Here is a 21,073-nt window from a genome sequence, read left to right as displayed (position 1 = left end):
TCAATTCGCTCCCGTGGTTGGTTCAGGCACGTCTCCCACTATGACTTCTATCGCTTCAGGAATGAGCTCAAATTCCGCCGGCGTGCGTGTTACAAATTCGCCATCGGCTTCCAGCTCCTTGGCATGCGATGTCCGAATGCTGAACTTCCTCGCTGTGTTGCGCACGATGTGCTCGGTCGTTTGGAAAGCGCCCTTGCGCAGCGTGGGGCCCAGCAACAGCAATTGCCACCAGGGTTTGGGCTTGATGAAGAACAGGTAGAACTCGTCATCCAGCAAAGTGGCTCTTTCGTCAACGATGTTACCACCGCCGTAATATCGGCCGTTGCCTACCGCCAGATGAATAACCTTCGTTGAGCAATCCCAGCCTTCGGCCTGGATGTGCAGCTTGAAGCTCCTGTTGCGTTTTAGCGCACGCAGGAAGGCACCGAGGTAAGCGAATACACCAAAGAACTTCTTGCTGTCAGAGCTCAGCTCATGGGTTACATCCACCCCAAGCCCCACGTGCGCCACGTTGATAAACAGGTGCTCGTTATCGATCTTGCCCAGGCTAACGCGCTTGCGCTTGCCTTGGGCTATCACCTTGGCGGCGCCGGCGAGGTCTTCAGGTACGCCAATGGAACGGGCCAGGTCATTGGCCGTGCCCATGGGCAGAATAGCGAAGGTGCGTTGGCAGCGGTACAGAGCGGGGAGCGCCGAACTGATGGTGCCATCGCCCCCGCCGATTACGACTATGCCGTCGTCTCGATCATATTGCTCAATCAGCGAGGCCAGGTGCTTCTCGCTCTCGGATTCGCGGACGGTCACCTCAATGCCTGCGATTTTCAGCACCTCAATGGCATCGTCGAGAGCGGTTACCTGTCCGCTGCGGCTATGGGGATTGATGATCAGCAATGCATGTTTCATGTATCGGTTCCTTGGTCAGGTCCGCTTTACTTGCTGATTCGGCGATACAGGGCTTCCAGGAAGCTATACACACCGAAGGCGAACAGGCCCGCCGCAACGATCAGGATGAGCCAGGTGCCAAAGGGTGAAGTACGTAGCCACTCAAATGCATCGCTGATGCCTTTTTTATCGCTGGAACCGGCAACAATGGCAGAGCGCAGAACCACCCAGCCAACGATGCCCCATACCACGCCACGGGCAATCAGGCCGAACTGACAGACGCGGGTCATCCAAGCGCTTTTATCCGCCGGGAAGGCCATGTATTTCTTGAAACCGCAGGTATAGCCCTTATACAGATGTGCCAGCCCAACCCCGATGACGATAACGCCCACCAGCCCCACCAACCAGGTGGTTACATCCGAGCCCACATAATCTGAGACAGTGGAAGACGCGGACTGCCCAGAGGAGTCCTCGGTGTTGTGCAGCAATAGTTTGATAATCCAGAAACACAGCACGCTATGGGTAATAGCACTGATTATTAAGCCGCTGCGTATGGCCAGGCCTTTTGCTGAGGTGCCATGATCGTCGGCGTCGCCTATGCCCTGGATGGCTCGCCAGATGATGTAACCAGCCAGGCCGATCACCAGCACGACCAACAAGGCTTCGCCAAAGGGCTGGCCTTTAAGGCTCATGATGGCGCCTTTACTATCTGCCTCAGACCCACCGTTACCCGTTGCAGATAAAATAGCCAGGGCACCAATGGTGAGATAAATAACGCCTCTGGCAGCGTATCCCATTCGCGCCCACGCCGTGTATTTATTGAGATTGATCAACGCCAGTTACTCCCTTAGTTTGCTGTCTATTTTCTGGTGTACAAACTGTCGAGAGATATACCAGCACATCAACGCCCAGGCGGCACCAACCGTCCAGCCTGCGACGACATCAGTAGGCCAGTGCACGCCGAGGTAAATGCGGCTGACACCGATCAACAGCGTGAGCAACACCGAGGTAAACATGATGAGCGCTTTGACCCGCCGGCTCGTTTGAAATTGCGCAAGCAAGGCGCCGAGCGTGAGGTAGGCACTGGCAGACAGCATGGAATGGCTGCTGGGGAAGCTGGAGGTATAAACCTGGGTTGCATGCGTCACCAGATCGGGTCTGGCGCGATCAAAACCACTTTTAAGCATGAGGCTGGCTATCAAGGCGCCACCGGTCGCCAGCAGCACGACCAGTGCCAGTTCGCGCTTCTGGACCAGTACCAGAAAGACGATAACCCAGATGCTGAGCAGGGTAAGGACAGTGTTGCCACCCAATGCCGTAATGTCGTGCCCTACCTGTTCAAGCCAGGGCGGCCCAAGCGGGTCTTCATGGTTGGCTGGGTTACGCAGTGACAGCAATATGCTTTTGTCCAACTCAAGCGTTTCGCCTTCCATTACCTCATCGGCGACGCTCATGAACAGCCACAATGACCCCGTCAGCATTACCAGCAGTACCCAGAAGGCTATTTCACGTCGTCCTAGCCATGTCAAAAATCCGTTCATAATTCGTCCTTGGCTCTACCTGATACCCATGACAGGCTCGACTTGTTTAGTGCGCGACACGCAACAGTAAGCTAACGACTACTATTGTCGTAACCGCAGGAGAGCGGCCTGTGCTGACGCTGTGTTTGCACATAAAATAACCAGCTTAGCGCTCCCGCAGGAGGCTGGTTTTGGGCACTGCTCTTGCGGTGATAGCGCAATCGGATAAAGGTGCTGCTGATCGAGACGATCGATGCGGCCTTGAAAATCGGACACGCCGGTCGCTATTAAGTTTCTCGACCCTAGGTGGGGCCGGGGCTCAGGCGGTTGCGATATAGGGGCTCTTGGCGGCCAACTTGAGCGGCTGTTCAAGCGAATGTTGGCGATAGTTTTTGCGGCGATGTGCGCGGGGGGGTGGCTTCCAGGGCGCCTGCGACTGAGCAGCGCAAAGCTGCTTTCAATGACGTGGGATCTGAGAGCCGGTGATTGGATTTTTCATTGTAATTTTCAACACGACCCTAATCTTACACGGACCACAAACTCCCATCTGAGCGGGCGAGTAGCGCAGAACTGCCGGGAAAAAGGCGCTTGCGGTGTCTGAGGTGCGTAGCGCCGAGTTTGCAAGTGCCCCCGGCAGATCGAGCAACGCAGCGAACCCGCAGGGCCGCGCAGCTGGGTGCCCAGGGGAGTTGTTAGAGGGGAATGGGCAAGCATTCCCCTCTGACTCGCCTAGAGGCGAAAAGCGATAACGAGCCAGTGCAAGGCAGGCCTAACTCAACACCCGCCGAAAAGTCAGGTTATACCGAACCGCTCCGGTAACCGGATGCACAGCTTTCTTGCCAAGCGGCGCCACCCCATGAAAGAAAAGCCGACTAACCCCACCCCACACCACTACATCCCCATGCTCCAACAGCCACCGGCTGGGTTTGTCCGACCGCAGCAATCCGCCAAACAAAAACTTGATGGGCGCGCCCAGGGTCACCGACACAATAGGTGCCGCCAGGTCCTGCTCGTCCTTGTCCTGATGCAAGCCCATACTGGCGCCGGTCTGATACTTGTTTATCAAACACGACTGCGGATCAAAGCCCGCAAAGCCCATGCGCGCAGCAGCCTGCACCGCCAGCTCGCGAAACGAGGCGGGCATGGCCGGCCAGGGCTGACCGGTCAACGGGTCTTCACGGGTATAACGATAACCAAGCTTGTCGGTCACCCAGCCATAGGTGCCGCAGCTGCATTGGGCGGATGACATGGCGTGGCCGCCGGGAGTGACCTGATGACGAAAGGCAACTTGCTGCTCGATCTGGCCAATCTGCGCGAGCAGCTCATCTGCCTGCGCGTGGGCAAAGCCCTTCAGCAGCCAGGCATCGGGGCCAATGGCAATGGGTTCTGCGGGCGGCGGGGCGAAGAGATCAAGGCTGTTCTGCAAAGGCCGCCTCCCGGCGCAGCAGTTCTCGTTTGCGCGCTACGCCCCAGCGGTAGCCGGAGATGTCGCCATCGCTGCGCAGTACGCGGTGGCAGGGCACGACTATGGCTAGCGGGTTGGCAGCGCAGGCGCTGGCCACAGCGCGGGTGGCCTTGGGCTTGCCGAGGCGGCCGGCCAGGTCGCTGTAACTGATGGTGTGGCCATTGCTGACCTGCTGTAGTTCTTCCCATACGTGCTGTTGAAAGGCGGTGCCGATGGCGTTCAGCGGCATGCTGAGCTCCAGCGGCTGACGCGGGCGTTCGATAAAGGCCAGTAGTTGCTGCATGTCGGCACGCAGGCGGTCCGGATTGGCCTGCAGACTGGCGCCAGGGAAGCGCCGTTGCAGATCCTGCAGCAGGCTTTCGTCGTCGTCTCCCAGCAGTATGGCGCAAAAGCCCAGCTCGCAGGCGCCCAGCAGCAGGCCGCCAAGGGAGCAATGGCCGGTGATGAAGTCGATGGCAAGGGGTTGGGTAGACATGGGCGTGTACGCTGCTGTGGTGGCTTGTCAGCGTTCAGTGTCCGACTTCCAGCGGCTGGCAGCAAGGGCTGCCAGCCATCTGGCGAATCATAACCGGCGGGTGGGAAAACCAGGCGAGGCGGCGATGGCCATGCCGGCGGTTTTCTGGGCCAGCTAGAATTTCTTAAAGCTCTTCAGAATTTCATACCTGGCAAGTTCAGCGATGCGGTATTGCCACCGTCTACCGCCAGGGCCTGGCCGGTGACATAGCTGGCGTCGTCGCTGGCAAGAAAGGCGATGACGCTGGCGATCTCTTCCGGGTGGCCGTAACGGCGCAGTTCGCAGCGGCTGCCAAGCTTGTCTGCCTTGTTGTTCTCGCGGGCGTAGTCGAACACGCGCTTGGTGATGCCGGTTTCGATCAGGCCGGGGCACACGGCGTTGACGCGAATGTTGTTGCCGCCCAGATCGCAGGCCGAGGTCATGGTGAAGTTGATCACGCCGGCCTTGGAGGCGCTGTAGGCGTTACCGCCGGCGCCGGAGCGAATGCCGGCCACGGAGGCGGTGTTGACGATGGCGCCCTGGCCCTGTTTGACCATTTGCTGCGAGGCATACTTGGTGAACAGCATGACGCCGTAGAGATTGACGGCGATGATTTTCTGCCAGGTTTCCAGGCTTTGCTCGGGGGCGCCGCTGTAGTCACCGCCGGCAATGCCAGCGTTGTTGCAGAGCACATCCAGGCTGCCGTAGTGGCTGATGGTCTCGGCCACACATTGTTCAACGGCGGCTTCTTCAGACACGTCCAGCGTGCGGTGCTGCACTTCGGTGCCAGCGGGCAGCTCGCTCAGCGTCTGCTGCAAACCTTCGGCGTTGCGGTCGACCAACATGAGCTTGGCGCCTTCGCTGGCCAGACGTTTGGCGGTGGCGCGGCCGATGCCGCTGCCGGCGCCGGTGATCAGGGCAATCTTGTTATCAAAGCGTTGCATGGTTCCGGTCCTCTGCTGCGTTGCGTTGTAAGCGAGTGCGGCGACCGCCACACCCCGGTTGTTAGTGATCGATGCTGACGTCGCTGTTGGGCGACTGGCTGTTGGCCTGGGTCACGTCTATGCCGATGGTGCTGGCCATGACGCTGGTATCGACCTGCCAGCTGCTGGCGATGTCGCGCTCGATGCGCACCGGCGACAGACTGATCATGCCTTCACGCAGGGCGCCCACATCGGATTGCAGGCCGGTGACCTTTTCGGTCTGGCGCTGAAAACCGAGCCAGTAGTAGGGCACACCGCGGGTGTCTTCCCGGCGTTCGATATTGACACCACCGATACTGCCACGCTGTGGCCGGCAAATCGCTACGCCACGCACCATCCTGGGCGGCAAGGCGGGGAAGTTGATATTCATGGCGCAGTCTTCCGGCCAGCCTTCGGCCAGCAGTTCGCGCACCAGTTTGCCACCGTACTCGCGGGCGGTATCCCATTCGGTGGGCACGCCGGCGTGATAGGCCTGGCTGAGTGCAATGGCCGGAATGCCCAGCAGGGTGCCGGTGAGGGCGCCGCCGATGGTGCCGGAGTAGGCCACCGAGTCGCTGATATTGGCGCCGTGGTTGACGCCGGAGAGCACCAGGTCGGGCTTCTCGGGCATCAGCTCGGCCACGCCCAACAGCACGCAGTCGCTTGGCGTGCCGCTGACGCTGAAGCGGCGCTCTTCAAAGTGATGCACGCGCAGCGGGTGGTGAACCGAGATCGACATGGAGACGCCGCTCTGGTCCAGGTCGGGTGAGACTATCCAGACCTCTTCGGCGATCTGCGCGGCAATTTCCTCCAGCACTTTCAGGCCGGGGCCGCGCCAACCGTCATCGTTGGTCAGCAGTACGCGCTTGATGGGCTTGGACATCAGGATTCCTTGGCGAAGTTTGTAGGTCGGAAACAAGGCGGGGCACCTGATCAGGTGCCCCGCTAGGGTAGTGCTGCTTACTTGCTCTGGGCAATTTCCCAGCCGCGCTGGGCGAGCAGCCCGGCGCGTTTGCCGACTTCCAGGGCGTCGGCGTTGCTGGCGTTGCCCTGCAGTGCGCGGTGATACACGCCCTGCACAATGGCGGCCAGACGGAACAGCGAGAAGGCCAGGTAGAAGTTCCAGTCCGGCACACCGCTGCGGCCGGTGTACTGGCAATACCAGTCCAGCACTTGTTGCTCTTCCGGCAGTCCCAGTGACTTCAGATCGGCCCCGGCCAGGCCCTTGGCGCCATCGACGTTCAGCGGCATGTGGTAGGGCAGGCAGCAGTACGCCAGATCCGACAGGGGATGGCCCAGGGTGGCCAGTTCCCAGTCGAGAATCGAGACGATCCTGGACTCGGTGGGGTGCACCATCAGGTTGCCGATGCGGAAGTCGCCGTGGGCGATGGTGGTGCTGTCGTCGGCGGGGATGTTTTCCGGCAGCCACTTCATCAGCGCGTCCATGGCGGGCATGTCGTCGGTGCGGCTGGCCTCAAACTGGCCGCCCCAGCGCTTGAGCTGACGGGCAATGTAGTTGTCGGGCTTGCCGTAGCCTTCCAGGCCAATGGCCTTGTAGTCGGCGTTGTGCAGCTTGCCCATGGTCTCGATCATCGATTGATAGATCGGCATGCGCTCTTCCTGGGCTACTTCGGCCAGCAGCGGCTGGGAGTAGACGCGGCCGTCAACGTAATCCATGACGTAGAACGCGGTACCGATGATCTCGGGGTCTTCGCACAGCAGGTGGGCGGTGGGCACGGGTACGTCAGTGCTGCCCAGCGCGTTGATCACCTGGAACTCGCGCTCGACCATGTGTGCGGAGGGCAGCAGTTTGCCCGGTGGCTTCTTGCGCAGTACGTAGCGCTTCTCACCGATTTCCAGCAGGAAGGTCGGGTTGGACTGGCCGCCCTGGAACTGCTGGACTTTCATGCCCTGGTTGGCTCCGGGGAGGTAATCCTGCAGATACTTGGCCAATTTGGCCTCGTCAAACTGGTGTGCAGGCAATACGTCAATCAGGGTGGCTCCGCTCATCTTGTGATCCTGTAGTGAATGGGTCTGTACAGAAAGTAACACGCCAGGCGGCTGCCTGGCGTATAGAAAAGCCTTATGAATCAGGCGTTATCAGGTAATGGTATCGCCACCATCGGCAACGATGGTCTGCCCGGTCACATAGGCACCGGCCTGTGAGCCCAGAAACAGAGCCACCCCAGCAATATCCACCGGTTCGCCAACGCGGCGCAGTGGCAGCTTTTCTTCCACGCGCTGCAGGCGATCGGGGTCGTCCAGCAGGGCCTGGGCAAAGTCGGTACGAATCAGCCCCGGTGCAATGGAGTTGACGCGAATGTTCTGCGGGCCCCATTCCAGTGAGAGGTTGCGTGCCAGCCCAGCCTCGGCGGCCTTGGACATACCATAGACGCCAATGTTGGCGCTGGCCCGAATACCGGCAATGCTCGACAGCAGCACGATGGAGCCACCGCCCTGCTTGACCATGTGCGGGATCGCCATGTTGCACAGCCAGAAGGTGCCCTTGACGTTGGTGCCCATGATCTTGTCGAAGGCCTCATCGCTGACGCTGTGCGTGGGGCCGTACACCGGGTTGGTGGCGGCGTTGCAGACCAGAATGTCGATCTGGCCATAGGCGGCCAGGGTCTGATCCACCAGGTTCTGCAACTGCGCCTTGTCGCCCACGTGGCAGGCCACCGGCAAGGCTTCAAAACCCTGAGCACGCAGCTCACTGGCCACCTGCTCGCACACATCCGCCTTGCGGCTGGAAATCACTACCTTGGCACCGGCCTTGGCATATTCCTCGGCAATCGCCTTACCGATGCCCTTGGTAGAGCCGGTAATGACGGCGACCTTGCCAGTCAAATCGAAAAGCTTGCTCATAGAATCCTCGCTGCGCTGGAGCGGCAAGCTTCAAGCCGCAAGCTGCAAGCCAAACAGAATCAGCTTGCGGCTTGCAGCTTGGCGCTTGCGGCTGTTGTTAGAGATACTGCCCCATCTCCAGCTTGGCGATGGTGCCCAGGTGCACTTCGTCCGGGCCGTCGGCCAGGCGCAGGGTACGGGCCTTGGCGTAGGCAGAGGCCAGGAAGGTGTCCTGGCAAACGCCCTTGGCGCCGAATACCTGAATGGCGCGGTCAATCACGTTGCAGGCCATGGTAGGGGCAACGGCCTTGATCATGGCGATCTGCTGACGGGCAACCTTGTTGCCATGCAGATCCATGCTGCGGGCAGCGTGCAGGGTCAGCAGGCGAGCCTGGTCGATTTCGCAACGCGATTTGGCGATGGCTTCGGCGGTGCTGCCGTGCTTGTACAGCGGCTTGCCGAACGCGACGCGCTCGGCGGCGCGGCGGCACATGGCTTCCAATGCGCGTTCGGCAATGCCGATGCTGCGCATGCAGTGGTGAATACGGCCTGGCCCAAGGCGACCCTGGGCGATCTCGAAGCCGCGGCCTTCGCCCAGCAGAATGTTGGAAACCGGTACGCGCACGTTGTCGTAAGTGATTTCGGCGTGGCCGTGCGGCGCGTGGTCGTAACCGAATACGTGCAGATCACGCACTATGGTCACGCCGGGGGTGTCGAGCGGCACCAGGATCATGCTCTGTTGTACGTGCTTGGGTGCGTCGGGATCGGTCTTGCCCATCACGATGGCGATCTTGCAGTGCTCGTTCAGTGCTCCGGAAGACCACCACTTGGTGCCGTTGATCACGTACTCGTCGCCGTCGCGGCGGATTTCACACTGGATGTTGGTGGCGTCGGAGGAGGCCACGTCGGGCTCGGTCATGGAGAAGCAGGAGCGGATCTCACCGGCCAGCAGCGGCTTGAGCCACTTTTCCTTCTGCTCTTCGTTGCCGTAGCGCTCGATGGTTTCCATGTTGCCGGTATCCGGCGCACTGCAATTGAAAACTTCGCCAGCGAAGGAGACGCGACCCATGATTTCGCACAGGTGGGCATACTCTTCGTTGTTCAGCCCGGCGCCACGCTCGGAGTGCGGCAGGAACATGTTCCACAGGCCCTGGCTGCGTGCTTTTGCCTTCAGCTCTTCCAGGATGGGCGGGTGGCCCCACTTGTTGTCTTTGACCTGCTCGTAAAACAAGGCTTCGTTAGGATAGATGTGCTCGTCCATGAAGGCTTGTAGCTGCTGTTTTACGTCCTTGACGCGCGGGCTGAGTTCAAACATGTTGGATCCTTGGCATTGTTGGCTGGGGCGTCACCCCAGGGATGACACAATGCCGCTGACCATATAGTCAGTGAGACGGAAACAGAACGATGTCCCGCCGCTGAAATGGGTGCGCATAAAAAAACGTGATAACGCCGGGTGGGTATTATCAGTCTGAGCGAGACCGCAGCTGTCTGGCTGGCGCTTCAGGCCGCGCCAGCAATCTCTGAACGCAGGGAATCGGGCAGGCGCGCCAGGTCGCGCGGTTCATCCAGATCCCACAGGGTGGGGCCTTCCCAGAGACTTTGCTCCGCTGCCTGCAAGCGCTGGCGGGTGTGCCGCAACACGTTGCTGTGGCTCCATTGCATGCCGACAAAGGGCGCCGGGTTGGGCTCACGCTGGCCGATGAGCACGTAGCCGCCATCGTCGCTGGGAATAATGGCGGTGTCGTAGGTTGCCAGTGCGGCGTTGGCCTGTTGTACGGCGGCGGTGTTCATGTCGGGGCAATCACTGCCAATCAGCAGGGCGCCATTTGGATGCTCTGCCAGGGCATTGGCCATGCGCTTGCCCAGATCTACGCCTACCTGCTGGCGCAGGGTGAGGTCATGCTCTTTGGCTAGTTGCTTGAGTAGCGGATGGTCTGTGTGCGGTGCGTACAGGTAGCGCGCTGCGGGCCAGTCGATGGTCTGTTGCAGGCTATGACGCAGCAGTTTTATGTAGAGATTACAGGCCCCTTCGGCGCCCAGGGCAGGGATCAAGCGGGTTTTGACCTGGCCGGGTATCGGCGCTTTGGCAAAGATCAACAGCGGGCGAGGGCGGTTGGGCATGTGGCGTGGGGCTCCGTCAGTTCGGGGTCAAGCGTGCTAGTACCACTTGGCGAGACGGTGCGGTGACACGCCAAGCCAGTAAAGGGCGCGCAACCACCACATAAGGGCCACGGTGCGCAGGGTGCCGTGCTGTTGCCAGCGGCGGCTGGAGGTAGTCAGTGCCGGTTGCAGACAGGCGGGGCGGCCGTGGCGGCGCAGCCGTTTGCTCAACTCTATGTCCTCCATAAGTGGGAGGTCGGCGTAGCCGCCAAGTTCCGTAAAAAGTTGCCGTTGCACGAAAATGCCCTGGTCGCCGGTACACACACCGGTCAGCCTTGAGCGCTGGTTCATCATCCAGCCAACCAGGCGTAACAGAGCGCTGCCGGGTTCCAGGCGCACATCGAAGCGGCCCCAGCGATGGCCGGCGGCCAGGCTGTGCAGCACGCGCTGGGCAAAGTCGGACGGCAACTGTGTGTCGGCATGCAGAAACAGCAGGGCGTCGCCGCGCGCCGCCTTGGCGCCGAGATTCATCTGCCGCGCGCGGCCGGGTGGGCTGGATAACACGCGGTCGCACAGCGGGGTGGCCAGCGCGGCGGTGTTATCGCTGCTGCCACCATCCACCAGGATGATTTCGACCTGCGGCCGGTAGGCTTGCAGTGGCTGCAGGCTGGCCACAATGTGCTGCGCTTCGTTGCGCGCCGGGATGACGATGCTGAGCGCTGGCAGCATTGTTTCATACGCCATTACTTCAGCCGCCAGCGGTGCCAGCGTTGTACCCAGCCCAGCAGTTTTTCCGGCGCATGCGCGCGTTTCCACTCGCCGGCGGCGTACTTGTTGGCCTCGGCCAGGGTGGGGTAGCTGTGCACGGTGCCGAGTATCTTGTTCAGGCCCAGGTTGTGCTTCATGGCCAGCACGTATTCGGCAATCAGCTCGCCGGCGTGGGCGCCGACGATGGTCGCGCCCAGGATGCGATCCTTGCTGGGCTGGGTGAGTACCTTGACGTAACCTTCAGCGCTTTCATCGGCGATGGCGCGGTCCAGGTCGTCGATGGCGTAGCGGGTGACCTCGTAATCGATCTGCTGTTGCTGGGCTTCGTCCTCGGACAGGCCAACCCGCGCCACTTCTGGCTCGGTAAAGGTCACGTGCGGCAGCACGCGGTAATCCACCTTGAAGCGCTTGAAGCTGCCGAACAAGGCGTTCACTGCGGCGTACCAGGCCTGATGGGCAGCGGCGTGGGTGAACTGATAGGGGCCGGTCACATCGCCGACGGCATAGATGTTGGGGAAGCGGGTGGCCAGGTACTCGTTGGTGGCCAGGGTGCCGTTATCACGCAGGGTCAGTCCCAGCTCTTCAACGCCGTAGCCGCGGATATTGGCCTGCCGGCCAACGGCAACCAGCACGGCATCAAACTCGATGCGCACCAGTTCATCGCTGTCGAGCAGGCGAGCCTCCACCGCGTGCTGTTGTCCGTCACAGGTGAAGCGTTCGGCCTGATGCCGCAGTCGCAGGTCGACCCCTTCGCTACGCAGGGCGAGACTGACCAGTTCGCCGGCGTCGGCATCTTCACGCGGCAACAGGCGCTCGCCGCGTTCCAGTTGAATCACCTGCGAGCCTAAACGCTGGAAGGCCTGGGCCAGCTCACAGCCGATCGGACCGCCGCCCAGCACCAGCAGCCGACGCGGTTGCTCGCGCAGGCCCCACAAGGTGTCTGAGGTGTAGGCCGGCGCCTCTGCCAGCCCAGGTATGTCGGGCATGAGGGGGCGGCCGCCAGCGGCGATGATGATGTTGCGGGTGGTCAGGTTGCGGCCATCGACCTCGACGCTCCAGGGCGAGGTGATGCGGGCGGCGCCCTGGATCACATCAACACCCAGCTTGGTGTAGCGCTCGGGTGAGTCGTGGGGCTCGATGTCCTTGATCACGCGCTGCACGCGCTCCATGACCCGCGCGAAGTCGACGGTGGCGCTGGCGTTGGTGTAGCCCAGTGCGGCGGCGCGTTTCACTTCGGCTGCCAGGCGCGCCGAGCGAATCAGTGCCTTGGAGGGTACACAGCCGGTGTTCAGGCAGTCGCCGCCCATGGCGTGTTTTTCAATCAGGCTGACCTCGGCTTTGACTGCCGCGGCAATATAGGCGCTGACCAGGCCGCCACTGCCGGCGCCGATCACCACCAGGTTGCGGTCGAAGCGCTTGGGCTTGTTCCAGCCGCGATACACGCGCCGGGCCTTGATCTGGTCAAGGATCTTGCGCGCAATCAGCGGGAACAGGCCGAGCAGTATAAAGGCGCCGAGCACGCCCGGCGAGAGTATCCCGCCGAGTGATTCCAGCTGGCTCAGCTCGCGCCCCGCATTCACGTACACCAGGGTGCCGGGTAGCATGCCCAGCTGGCTGACCCACCAGAAGGTACGCGCCTTGATGGCGGTCAGGCCCATGGCCAGGTTGATCATGAAAAAGGGGAACGCCGGCACCAGACGCAGGGCAAACAGATAGAAAGCGCCTTCGCGCTCGATGCCTTCATTCAAGGGTTTCAGGCGGCGGCCAAAGCGATTCTGCACCCAGTCGCGCAGCAGAAAACGGCTGATCAGCATGGCCAGGGTGGCGCCCAGGCTGGAGGCAAACGAGACCAGCAATAGACCCCAACCCAGACCGAACAACGCGCCGCCGGCAAGGGTCATCAGCGCAGCACCGGGTAGCGACAGGGCTGTGACGGCGACGTAGGCGAGGAAGAACAGACTGCCCGCCAGCAGTGGGTTGGCAGTTACCTGGGCGTTGAGGTTCTGCTGCTGCGCCTTGATCGCATCCAGGCTGAAATACTGATTCAGATCGAACAGAAAAAACGCCGCGATCAGCGCCACAATCGCGAGCAGTACCGCGGCTTTCTTGAGATTCATACGAAGTGGGCCTCCAGGGCGCAAAGAGTGCTGGCCAGCGTAAAGCCGCCGAGTAGGGCGTCGAGCGGCTGCTCGGTAGTGCCTTGGGTGATGCGTTCGCGATAGGCCAGCGCGGCGGGGCTGCCGGCTGGCCATTGGCGGTCAAACTCGGCGAGAAACGCCTGATGGTCATAGTTGAGCGGGATGGCCTCGATATACAAGCCAGCCACCTGCGCGCGATACAGCGCAGCCAGGCTGGGCTGAACGCTAATGCGGGTGATGAGCCCGTACTGGCCATTGTTGAAATTGGGCATGCCGGCGGCGCCGTTGTTGATCACCGCCCAATGCTCGGTCGCCAGTGCGGCGGGCGCGCAGGTGTGGCTGGTGGCCAGCACGCTGATCTGCTGTTGCTCGCACCAGCGGCCAAGCTGTTGTTGCCGCTCGGCTGAGCGCAGCGCCTGACGGTCGCATTGCCAGCCCGCCAGTGATTGTTCATCGCCGTGGCTGATGGCCACGCGCTGCCCGCCCACGCTGACCAGGGCGGTGGCCGGCCGCGCGGCCAATTGTTCAGGCATGCCGGGGATTAGCCCCACCGTGGCGGTCAGCCGTTGATGAACGGCATTGGACCAGTCCACAGTTTGCTCGGGTACCTCATCCGGGTAGGCGCAGCCGCAGCCATGTTCGCCGCTGTCAGGACGGCCCAGCTCGGTCTCTACATTGCCGCGCAGCAATGTGTACTGCGCCAGTTGCTGTTCTATGCGGCTGAACAGCGCGGGCTCTGCGTCGAACCAGTGCGCATCGCCATTGACTACTACGCGTGCCAGAGGCTCGCGCAGTAACCGATGATGCAACGCGACCAGTGCCTGTTCGTTACCGTACAGGCCGCCCACTACATACAGGGTGTCGCATTCGAATGCGGGCTCGCCGCTGAAGGCGGTAGCCGGGATCTGATAGTCCAGTGGGCAGCTGCGGCCGGGCTTCATGCTGGCCTCCGCATGCCGCACAGTAAATAGGCCGCTGTACAGAGCAACAGGCCGTAGAGGTTGGTGCCCAGCAGCAGGGCATAGCGGCCATCGCCGATGGCCCAGCTGTCAGGAATCCAGCCGATGGTCAGGGCGACGCCCAGCAGCAGGCCGCACCAGAAACTCAGATGGAAGCCCAGAGCCGTGGGGCGCACCAGGCCGTGCAGCATGAATACCGGCGCCAGGCCGATGACCATGGTGCCGCTGATGGTGGTGGCCTTGAGAATATCGGTGCCGGCCAGCATGGGCAGATTACCCAGCACGGCGAATACCAGCATGGCGGTCATGCCCACGGCAATGGACTTTTGCCCCAGGTTGCGCCCGGCCAGCGCCGGCAGCTCACGGCCGGTCAGGCGGGCGAGGCTGGCGAAGGTGGAATCGAGCGTGGAACCTGCGGCAGAGATCATCACCAGCGTCATCACGATCAAGGCGCCGATGCCCATGGTACGCGCCAGCGCGGCAGGCACATTGCTGGAAGCTTCCAGGCCACTCAGGCTGGCATGCACGCCGATCAGACTGAAGGCCAGAATGGCGATAAAGCCCAGCACGCCAGCCAGAGTAAAGGCGCGCAGCATGGATTTTTCTTCGCTGATAAAGCCGCGGTCGGTCAGCACCGGATCGTGGAAGGGATAGCTGAACAGCTGCAGACAGGCGACCAGGAACAGATCAACTCCGGCATTCATCGCCCAGCTGCTGTTACTGCGCAATTCCGCTACCGAGTGGTTTGGCAATACCAGACCCAACACCCATACCAGGGCCACCACGAAGATAGCGGCCTGGGCGGCGTCGGTCAGGATCGAGCTGCGCAGGCCGCCGCGCAGGCTGTAGGCGAGGGTCACGGCGGTGAACAGCAGGGCAGAGACGATGAAGGGCGTGCTGCCGCTTTCGCCGTAGTAGCCGCCCACCACCGCCGTGTTGCTCCACACCTCGTTGAACAGCCGGATGAGAATCGCGGCAGAGAACGCCAGGGCGGCCGCACGGCCGTAATTGCTGGTCAGAAAGCTGACCATGCTGGTAGCGCCGAAGCTGCGACGCAAACGGTAGATGACATAGCCGCACAACGGAATCGATAGCCAGTAAGTGGCGTAGGCCAGGCCGCCAACCAGGCCGAACTCGGCGCCCAGGTTGGCGGCATTGGTAACGGATTTGGCAAAGATCCAGCTGATGAAAATGCTGATGGTCAGCAGCATGGGCGAGGCGGGGCGACCGCTGCTGTCTTCACCGTTAAAGAAGCCGCCGAGCGTCACGCTGCGCGGTGAGAGTGCATACATGATGGCGCCATAGGCGAGAAGAAAACCCCAGAAAAATAGGCCGGTCATACTGCTGATCGCCATGCGACTGTTCCTGTCAGAGCGGTTGAAGTTTGAATTGTTGTCGGGTGATCAGCTCAGCACGCCGCCGCAGCTGGAGCCCTGGCCGGCGGTGCAGGCAAAGCAATGATCACGCGTGGCAATGGGGGTGCCTTCCAGCGCGCGGGTGGCGAGTTGGCGCAGGTGCGGGCGATCCTTGGCGATGATCGGCATGTCCAGATCGAGCATCTGGTTAAAATCGCAATCGTACAGATGCCCGCGCCAGTCCACGCTGACGGTGTTGCGACACATCAGCCCCGGCAGATTGGCCGCGCTGAAATTGTCGCGCAGCAGCTGCATGTAGTCGTTGAACTGCCCGCGGCTGGCCAGGGTGCTGCCAAAGCGCGCAATAGGTTGATTGGTGATGGTGAACAGCTGGCTGAACACGATGCCAAAGTCTTCCAGCAAGTGCGCCTTGTAATCGGCCTGCAAGGCAGCCTGCGGCGGCGGCAAGCTGGGGCCTTGCGGGTTGTACACCAGGTTGAGCTCAAGGCCGCTGCCGGGATGGCCGTAGCCCAGGCGGTTGAGCTGCAAGAGGCCCTGAATGCTGCGCTCGAACACACCGTCGCCGCGCTGCTGGTCGACATTGTCGCGCGAGTAGCAGGGCAGGGAGGCGGAGACCTGTACTTTATTGTCAGCCAGAAATTCGGCCAGATACTCATAGCCTGGCTCGCTGAGAATGGTCAGGTTGCAGCGGTCGATCACTTCCAGGCCCGCAGCGCGAGCATGCCGCACTATTTCGCGAAAACGCGGATGCATCTCCGGCGCGCCGCCGGTGAGGTCGAGCGTCTGCACCGAGTGAGCATCTATGACCTCGTACAGATCGGCGATCACCTCATCGCTCATCGCCTCGGTGCGGGTCGGGCCTGCGTTCACATGGCAATGCAGGCAGCGCTGATTGCACTGGTACGTCAGGTTGACCTGCAGCGTGGTCAGGGCGTGGCGGGCGATCGGCGGAAAATCCAGACGATTCAATAGTGGCAAGGTGTCCAGCACAAGAAGCTCCTCGCAGATTTGATGTGTATAGAGTAGAGCATTGGGCGGCTGCTTTGTTACATGCGGGGCGGGAATCTGCTCGGGCACCATTGCCCCTATGGCTTGTCACACTGCCAATTGCAGCTACAGTCTGCCTGGGCTGTGTGCGTTCCCACTATTACAGGAAGGTCAAATGATGAAACGCCTATTGCTGGTCGCTGGAGCGGCGCTGATGAGTGGTCTGGTCATAGCCCAGGAGCCGGTCGCTCCGCCGCAGGTTGATCTGGAGCAGCAACAAGCGCTGCGTGATGCTGTGTCCGGTACATCGCGCGGTATTACCAACGTGATGCGCGATGCTTATCGCAACCCGGAGCGCACCCTGGCGTTTTTTGGCGTAACGCCGCAGCAGACCGTGATCGAAATCTGGCCAGGGGGTGGCTGGTACACCGAGATACTGGCGCCGCTGTTGCGTGAGGATGGCAAGCTGATTGCCGCACATTTTGATCCCGAGTCCGAGGTGGCCTTCTTCCGCCGCTCACGTACCGAGTTTGAAGAGAAAATGGCGGGCGCGCCGGATGTCTACGACAAGGTGGAACTGACGACGCTCAATTACGATCCGCAATTGCCTATTGCTGAGCCCGGCAGCGCGGATCGGGTACTGACCTTCCGCAATGTGCACAACTGGCTGTCTGCTGGTGAAGACAAGGCCGCGCTGGTATTCGAGAAGTTTTATGCGGCATTGAAACCGGGCGGGATGCTGGGCGTGGTTGAGCATCAGGCGCGTGCTGGCACCAGCCTGGAGCAGATGATCGACAGCGGCTATGTGACTCAGACCAAGGTGCGCGAATTGGCAGAGGCCGCCGGGTTCCAGCTGGTATCGGTCAGCCCGGTGAATCAGAACGTGCAGGATTCGACCGATCACCCTGAAGGGGTGTGGACGCTGCCCCCCACGCTGCGCCTGGGCGACAAGGATCGCGCGCGCTACCTCGCCATTGGTGAAAGCGATCGCATGACGCTGCTGTTCGTCAAACCCGAATGAGCTGATTCTGCTGCTTGGCTTATTGGCGCGCTGCAGGCTGCTTTTTGCTTAGCTCGCGCCGATACGCCGTGGGGCTCATATCGGTCCAGCGGCGGAAGGCGCGGGTGAAGCTGCTGGGATCGAGAAAGCCAAGCTCATAGGCGATGCTGGTCAGGGAGAGTTGGCCGTCGGCAATCATGCGCAACGCCGCCTCGCGTCGTACCTCATCCGCCAACTGTTCATAAGACGTACCTTCCTGGCTGAGCTTGCGGCGCAAGTGCCGCTGGCTGATATTCATCGGCCCGGCTACGCGTTCCGCGGTAATCTCGCCAGATCCCAACAGCAAATGGATGCGGCGCTTAACCTGTTCGGACAGAGCGCTGCTCGGCAGCGTAGACAGCATCTGCTGCAGGATCTCGGTAAGTTTGGGCAACAGCAGGCTGGACGCGGTCGCCAGCGGCTTGACCAGCACGCTCCGGCGTAGCGACAGGGCATAGCTGTCGGCAAATACCACCTGCTGATTCTTCAATAAATGCCGGCAGTTTTCTGCGTGCGCCTCATGGTGATCTGCCAACTGCACGGTGTGCAGCAGGCCATCGCCATCCAGATCGATACGCGTGAAGTAGCGGGTCAGGTAGCCGACAATCGAGGCCAGATGCTGCGGGTGCGTATCGCCTATGGGCCTGAACTGCAGGCGCACTGTATCGTCCTGGCTCTCGACCTTGAGCGTCAGCTGAGTGGTGACAATCGGAAAGTAGCGGGTCAGCAGCTGCAGGGCGTCGTCTATGGTCGGCGACGCGGATGCTGTCAGCGCGAGCGTATTAAAGGCAGTTGGACTGAATACCCGATGCATGCGCAAACCGAGCAAGGGGTCATCGGCAAGGCGAGTGGCTTCTGACCAGATCAGCGAGCAGAACTGCTGGTCAATGAAACCTTCAGCTTCAAAATGTTCGCTGAAAAGACACCCTGCGACGCTGGTATGGCGCAGCGACAGATCATATTGCCTCAGCGTCTGCTCCACGGCTGTCGCCCAGAAAGCGCTTTCGCGCACGCGAAAAAAAGACTGTGAACTCGACTGCTCGAACATTCCCCGGAGCCTGCTCTACTCTTGTTAGTGACAAAATCGGCGTTTGTCTTGTGGGCGGAGTATAACGAGATTTTTTTACAGCAAAAGCCCGGAATAATGTTTCGCAGAGCAGAATGTTGTTACAGAGAATGTGGGAAAGCGCCAGAGGCCTCGAACGGCCTTGGGTGTGGCTGATCTCGTCGGTGAGTGCCTACGCGAGAGAAAAATCGGACAAACCCAACAAAAGCCAAGATGTAGCTAAAGATTCCCCGTGGTAGAAGCTTTAATTAGCTTTCGTCCGGTGGATTCTGGTTGCGCCAGGGAGCTACCTCAAGCTCACTCAAAAGAGTGAGTTGAACTAGTCGTTACCCCTGCAATTCAGTTGGTGAATGTCCTTTTGGGACAAACAAATTGGCCGATAAGGGCAGGTTATTTGTGCTGGCCTCGTGACAGACTGCGTTTGTCCTGAACGTGTCCCTCGATACACAGGTTCATGTCACCCAAACGGAGCAGCACAATGACAAAAAAAATGCATGCCTGGTCCCTAGCCGCATTGCCTCTGGCAATTGGCCTGGCCAGCTTTTCGGGTACTGCTAGCGCAGTCAACTTCAACCTTGGCGAAGTGGAAGGTCAGCTGGACTCTCAGCTCTCCATCGGCGCCAGCATGTCCACGCAGAACGCGGACAAGCGTTTTGTATCACTTTCTCAAGGTGGCGAGGCGGCTGCTCGTACTTCTGACGATGGTCGTCTGAACTACGAAGCTGGCGATGTCTTTTCCAAAATTTTCCGCGGCGTGCACGACCTGGAACTGCGTTATGGCGATTCCGGTGCCTTTGTACGTGGCAAATATTGGTACGACTTTGAAACCAAAGACGGCAGCCAGCGTTTCTATGATATTGACGACTCTGGCCGTGATCCTTTGGTCAAAGGATCTGGCGTAGCGCTGTTGGACGCTTTCGTCTACCACAACTACTTTATCGGCAATAATCCGGGCAACGTACGACTGGGTCGCCAGGTTGTGAGCTGGGGCGAGTCTACCTTTATCCAGAACTCCATCAACTCCATTAACCCCATCGACGTAGCTGCGCTGCGCCGACCAGGTGCCGAAATCAAAGAAGGTCTCCTGCCGGTTGAAATGCTTTATCTCTCCCAGGGGCTTACCGAAAACCTGAGTATGGAAGCGTTCTATCAGTTGAAGATGCAGGAAACTGTATTGGATAACTGCGGTACCTTCTTTGGTGCAGATACCCTCGCAACGGGTTGTAATGACCGCCTGGTGGTTACAGGGCCTGACTTCCCACAAGGTGGCGCGCAGGGCATGAATGGTGACCCGCTGGCAGGTACGGCTCTGGAGTCATTTTTTGGCGTCCCTGCAGCATCCTATATCGTACGTGCCAGAAAGGATAAGGAAGCTAGCGACGACGGTCAGTTCGGTGTTGCATTCCGCTGGTTTGTGCCTGAGTTGAACGATAGCGAATTCGGCTTCTATGCGATGAACTACCATAGCCGGACGCCTTTTTACTCCAACATCGCCGGTAACTATCTTGGTCCAACCAGCGCAGTCGCTGGCCTGGCCCAAGCAGGTAACTTTCTAGGAGCTGGGCAGGCGAACGCCGTGCGTGCTAATGGCTTGATTACTGGTATCGACGGTGCTCGTGGGCCAGCGGGTTATTTCTTTGAATACCCTGAAGATATCCGTTTGTACGGCGTAAGCTTCCAGACTAGCATCGCTGGCGCTTCCGTAGGCGGTGAGCTGAGCTATCGTCCCAATATGCCGATGCAGCTCAATACGGGTGACATGAGCCGTACCGCATTGTTGGCAGCCAGCGGCGCTGCAGGATCTGACAATACGCACCGCGGCTTGGAAGGCGAAGTTGACGTTGGTGATTACATCAAGGGATACGAACGCAATGAGTTTTGGCAGGCACAGGTTACTGCTATCCAATTCTTTGATCGCGTGATGGGTGCCAGCCGTTTGGCGCTGGTTGGTGAAGCAGGCGTAAACTACATCAGCGGCATTGGCGATATGCGGTTTGGCCGTGATTCGTTGTTTGGTCAGAGCCCTTATAACGGTGGTGACCTTACCAATCCGACCGTTGGCGCTAACGGTACTTTCTCGGACGCAGGTACTTGTGCTTCCAACGAAGGTACCGCTGCGGCTGACCGTTCACCCAATGCTGCTAGCTGGTGTGAAAACGACGGCTTCTATACTGACTGGTCTTATGGCTACCGCCTGCGTGCTTCGCTGGATTACAGCAACGTGTTTGCCGGTATCAACCTGAGCCCGAACCTGGCTTGGACTCACGATGTTGAAGGTTACGGCCCTAACTTCACTGAAGACGCCAAGTCCATCAGCGTAGGTCTGAACGCGGATTACGGTAACAAGTACGCCGCCAGCCTGAGCTATACCGATTTCTTCGATGGTAAATACAACACCAACGTTGATCGCGACTTCTTGTCCGCCAGCTTCAGCGTTAGCTTCTAAGACCGACCACAGGAGAAACAATAAGATG

19 protein-coding genes are annotated in these 21,073 nt (G+C 60.2%); 2 read left to right on the top strand and 17 right to left on the bottom strand.

Annotated features, from left to right (window positions below; translation table 11 throughout):
• The 16 genes from V7756_RS09215 to arsS form a co-directional block, all read right to left on the bottom strand.
• Positions 1 to 903, bottom strand: a complete 903-nt coding sequence (locus V7756_RS09215) for a lipid kinase (RefSeq protein ID WP_335609864.1) — start codon at positions 901 to 903, stop codon at positions 1 to 3.
• Positions 904 to 929: 26 nt separating this feature from the next.
• Positions 930 to 1,715 (bottom strand): DUF1206 domain-containing protein, encoded by a 786-nt coding sequence (locus V7756_RS09210; protein ID WP_335609863.1) that lies wholly within the window; start codon positions 1,713 to 1,715, stop codon positions 930 to 932.
• 6 nt (positions 1,716 to 1,721) lie between these two features.
• The gene (locus V7756_RS09205) at positions 1,722 to 2,423 is read right to left on the bottom strand and encodes a phosphatase PAP2 family protein (protein ID WP_335609862.1); all 702 of its coding nucleotides are present in this window, start codon (positions 2,421 to 2,423) and stop codon (positions 1,722 to 1,724) included.
• A 748-nt stretch (positions 2,424 to 3,171) separates the two neighbouring features.
• Positions 3,172 to 3,828 carry a DNA oxidative demethylase AlkB gene (gene alkB / locus V7756_RS09200; RefSeq protein WP_335609861.1) on the bottom strand — a complete coding sequence of 219 codons (657 nt, stop codon included), beginning with the start codon at positions 3,826 to 3,828 and terminating at the stop codon, positions 3,172 to 3,174.
• On the bottom strand, positions 3,812 to 4,342 hold the full coding sequence (locus tag V7756_RS09195) for a methylated-DNA--[protein]-cysteine S-methyltransferase (protein WP_335609860.1): 531 nt from the start codon (positions 4,340 to 4,342) through the stop codon (positions 3,812 to 3,814). Before V7756_RS09195 ends, alkB begins: the two co-directional genes overlap by 17 nt.
• A 173-nt stretch (positions 4,343 to 4,515) precedes the next feature.
• On the bottom strand, positions 4,516 to 5,304 hold the full coding sequence (locus tag V7756_RS09190) for an SDR family NAD(P)-dependent oxidoreductase (RefSeq protein ID WP_335609859.1): 789 nt from the start codon (positions 5,302 to 5,304) through the stop codon (positions 4,516 to 4,518).
• A gap of 61 nt (positions 5,305 to 5,365) precedes the next feature.
• A complete protein-coding gene (gene surE / locus V7756_RS09185; RefSeq protein WP_335609858.1) occupies positions 5,366 to 6,205 on the bottom strand; it encodes a 5'/3'-nucleotidase SurE in 840 nt (279 codons plus the stop codon).
• 77 nt (positions 6,206 to 6,282) lie between these two features.
• Entirely contained in the window at positions 6,283 to 7,332 is a 1,050-nt protein-coding gene (locus V7756_RS09180) for a phosphotransferase (protein ID WP_092284712.1), read from the bottom strand.
• Positions 7,333 to 7,422: 90 nt separating this feature from the next.
• Positions 7,423 to 8,187 (bottom strand): SDR family NAD(P)-dependent oxidoreductase, encoded by a 765-nt coding sequence (locus tag V7756_RS09175; RefSeq protein ID WP_335609857.1) that lies wholly within the window; start codon positions 8,185 to 8,187, stop codon positions 7,423 to 7,425.
• A gap of 97 nt (positions 8,188 to 8,284) precedes the next feature.
• Positions 8,285 to 9,481, bottom strand: a complete 1,197-nt coding sequence (locus V7756_RS09170; protein WP_335609856.1) for an acyl-CoA dehydrogenase family protein — start codon at positions 9,479 to 9,481, stop codon at positions 8,285 to 8,287.
• Positions 9,482 to 9,666: 185 nt separating this feature from the next.
• Positions 9,667 to 10,287, bottom strand: coding sequence for a TIGR04282 family arsenosugar biosynthesis glycosyltransferase (locus V7756_RS09165; RefSeq protein ID WP_335609855.1), 621 nt, complete (start codon positions 10,285 to 10,287; stop codon positions 9,667 to 9,669).
• Positions 10,288 to 10,323: 36 nt separating this feature from the next.
• The gene (locus V7756_RS09160) at positions 10,324 to 11,010 is read right to left on the bottom strand and encodes a TIGR04283 family arsenosugar biosynthesis glycosyltransferase (RefSeq protein WP_335609854.1); all 687 of its coding nucleotides are present in this window, start codon (positions 11,008 to 11,010) and stop codon (positions 10,324 to 10,326) included.
• Entirely contained in the window at positions 11,010 to 13,151 is a 2,142-nt protein-coding gene (locus V7756_RS09155) for an FAD-dependent oxidoreductase (RefSeq protein ID WP_335609853.1), read from the bottom strand. Before V7756_RS09155 ends, V7756_RS09160 begins: the two co-directional genes overlap by 1 nt.
• The gene (locus V7756_RS09150; protein WP_335609852.1) at positions 13,148 to 14,113 is read right to left on the bottom strand and encodes a hypothetical protein; all 966 of its coding nucleotides are present in this window, start codon (positions 14,111 to 14,113) and stop codon (positions 13,148 to 13,150) included. Before V7756_RS09150 ends, V7756_RS09155 begins: the two co-directional genes overlap by 4 nt.
• Complete coding sequence (locus V7756_RS09145) at positions 14,110 to 15,480, bottom strand: sodium:solute symporter (RefSeq protein WP_442908986.1); 1,371 nt, start codon at positions 15,478 to 15,480, stop codon at positions 14,110 to 14,112. The genes V7756_RS09150 and V7756_RS09145 overlap by 4 nt, the downstream gene beginning before the upstream one ends.
• A 54-nt stretch (positions 15,481 to 15,534) precedes the next feature.
• Positions 15,535 to 16,497, bottom strand: a complete 963-nt coding sequence (gene arsS / locus V7756_RS09140; RefSeq protein ID WP_335609850.1) for an arsenosugar biosynthesis radical SAM (seleno)protein ArsS — start codon at positions 16,495 to 16,497, stop codon at positions 15,535 to 15,537.
• Positions 16,498 to 16,669: 172 nt separating this feature from the next.
• Here arsS and V7756_RS09135 point away from each other — a divergent pair, with 172 nt between their 5' ends.
• Positions 16,670 to 17,515: a class I SAM-dependent methyltransferase gene (locus V7756_RS09135; RefSeq protein ID WP_335609849.1), complete on the top strand. Its 846-nt coding sequence runs from the start codon at positions 16,670 to 16,672 to the stop codon at positions 17,513 to 17,515.
• Between the two features lie 19 nt (positions 17,516 to 17,534).
• Here the strand turns inward: V7756_RS09135 and V7756_RS09130 are convergent, their stop codons facing one another.
• Positions 17,535 to 18,581, bottom strand: coding sequence for a helix-turn-helix transcriptional regulator (locus tag V7756_RS09130; RefSeq protein ID WP_335609848.1), 1,047 nt, complete (start codon positions 18,579 to 18,581; stop codon positions 17,535 to 17,537).
• Positions 18,582 to 19,077: 496 nt separating this feature from the next.
• On the opposite strand from V7756_RS09130, the gene V7756_RS09125 reads away from it, so the two are divergent.
• Positions 19,078 to 21,045 (top strand): DUF1302 domain-containing protein, encoded by a 1,968-nt coding sequence (locus tag V7756_RS09125; RefSeq protein WP_335609847.1) that lies wholly within the window; start codon positions 19,078 to 19,080, stop codon positions 21,043 to 21,045.
• The last annotated feature ends 28 nt before the right edge of the window (positions 21,046 to 21,073 follow it).

The organism is Halopseudomonas sp. (assembly GCF_036961105.1).
In the GTDB taxonomy this organism is placed as follows: Bacteria; Pseudomonadota; Gammaproteobacteria; order Pseudomonadales; family Pseudomonadaceae; genus Halopseudomonas.
The sequence above is the reverse complement of the archived record's forward strand: the minus strand, read 5'-3'. Positions and strand labels throughout refer to the sequence as shown.